This is a genomic window from Acidovorax sp. HMWF029, from assembly GCF_003060895.1.
Lineage (GTDB): Bacteria > Pseudomonadota > Gammaproteobacteria > Burkholderiales > Burkholderiaceae_C > Acidovorax.
In genome coordinates, this window is record NZ_QAIH01000291.1 from 16002 (window position 1) to 17867 (window position 1866).

Annotated in this window: 2 protein-coding genes; one reads left to right on the top strand and one right to left on the bottom strand. The window is 68.4% G+C overall.

Going from position 1 to position 1866, the window contains the following annotated elements; genetic code table 11:
• On the top strand, window positions 1-1113 hold a 1113-nt coding region (locus DBR12_RS20175; protein WP_233244960.1), incomplete at its 5' end, for an amidohydrolase family protein.
• Window positions 1114-1185: 72 nt separating this feature from the next.
• Here DBR12_RS20175 and DBR12_RS20180 read toward each other — a convergent pair.
• Window positions 1186-1866: glycine zipper 2TM domain-containing protein (locus DBR12_RS20180; protein ID WP_108618865.1), on the bottom strand; the 681-nt coding region annotated here is incomplete at its 5' end.

The window sequence follows — 1866 nt, forward strand, 5'->3', positions numbered from 1 at the left end:
CTGGACCGCCCCATCCTCGACGCCGACACCATCGTGGTGAATGACGGCCTCATCGTGGCCGTGGGCCGCTACAAAAACTGCGACACCGACCACGCCCACACCGTGATCGACGCACGCCAGACCTGCGTCGCGCCGGGCCTGATCGACAGCCACGTGCACCCCGTGTTTGGCGACTGGACGCCGCGCCAGAACCAGATCGGGTGGATCGACTCCACCATGAACGGTGGCGTGACCACCATGGTCTCGGCCGGTGAAGTGCACCTGCCCGGCCGCCCCAAGGACATCGTGGGCCTGAAGGCCCTGGCCATCACCGCGCAGCGCTCTTTCGACAACTTCCGCCCCGGTGGCGTGAAGGTGATTGCAGGCGCCCCGGTCATCGAGAAAGGCATGACCGAGCAGGACTTCAAGGACCTGGCCGACGCCGGTGTGACCCTGCTGGGCGAGGTGGGTCTGGGCTCCGTCAAGGCGGGCTATGAGGCCAAAGAGATGGTGGCCTGGGCGCGCAAGCATGGCATCCAGAGCACCATCCACACGGGCGGGCCGTCCATCCCCGGCTCGGGCCTGATCGACAAGGACGTGGTGCTCGAGGCCGATGCGGACGTGATCGGCCACATCAACGGCGGCCACACCTCGCTGCCCTGGAAGCATGTGTGCGAACTGTGTGAGAAGTCGTCCCGCGCGATCGAGCTGGTGCACAACGGCAACGAGAAGATCGCCATCCAGGCCGCGCGGGCGGCCATCGAACTCAAGTGCCCACACCGCGTGATCCTGGGCACCGACGGCCCGGCGGGCTCGGGCGTGCAGCCGCTGGGCATGCTGCGCATGATTGCGCTGATATCGAGCTTTGCCGACATCCCTGCCGAACTGGTGTTCTGCTTTGCCACAGGCAACACGGCGCGCATCCGCAACCTGAACTGCGGCCTGATCGAAGTGGGCCGCGCGGCGGACTTCGTCTTCATGGACCGGGCGCAGCACACGGCGGGCGCCACGCTGCTGGAGAGCGTGCAGCTGGGAGACATCCCGGGCATCGGCATGGTGATGATCGACGGCCTGGTGCGCTGCGGGCGCAGCCGCAACACGCCGCCCGCGACCGAGATCCCGGTGGTGCTGTAACTTGCCAACCAGCCCACCAGCCACGAAAAAAGCCCGCGTTTGCGGGCTTTTGATTTGGGGGAAGCGACTGGCTCAGTAGGTGTCCGACACCCGCACCGTACCTGGCTGCGGCTGGGCATAGGGTTCCGCAGCGCGGGCCGTGCCGCCCTGGTCCATGCGGAAGCCCTTGCCCTGCAGCACCACGGGCGTGCCTACGGCAGTGGGTTCTGCGCGCTGGAAGTGGCGCAGCGAGCCATCCTCCATGCGCACGGCGACCTGGTACACGGTGGTGGTGCGCGTGCGCTCTTCCACCTTGTGGCCCACATAACCGCCGCCCACAGCGCCCAGCACGGTGGCAGCGGTGCGGCCGCCGCCCTTGCCGATCTGGTTGCCCACCACGGCACCCAGCACGCCACCGGCCACTGCGCCGACGCCCGTGGCGGGGGCGGCTTGTTGCACGGCCTGCACCGATTCGACCCGGCCGCAGCTGCGGCACACCGGTGCGGCAGCCTGCACGGGCTTCGCGGGGCCTGCACCCAGGGGGGTGCCCTGACCGCCCGGCACCTCTGCTGGGCGCTGCGCGGCCTGGCCCTGGGGTGCCCGGCCGTTTGCTACGGTATTGATAGCTGACTGGGCATACTGGTCGCGCGCAGAAGGCCTTTTTTCTTCAATAATTTCTGCCTCAGGCGTGCGGGGCGCGGCGGCCAGCTGCGCGGGGGCCATGGCCGGGGTGGTGGCTACAGCGGGCGCGCGTTGTTGCTGCAACACCAGAGT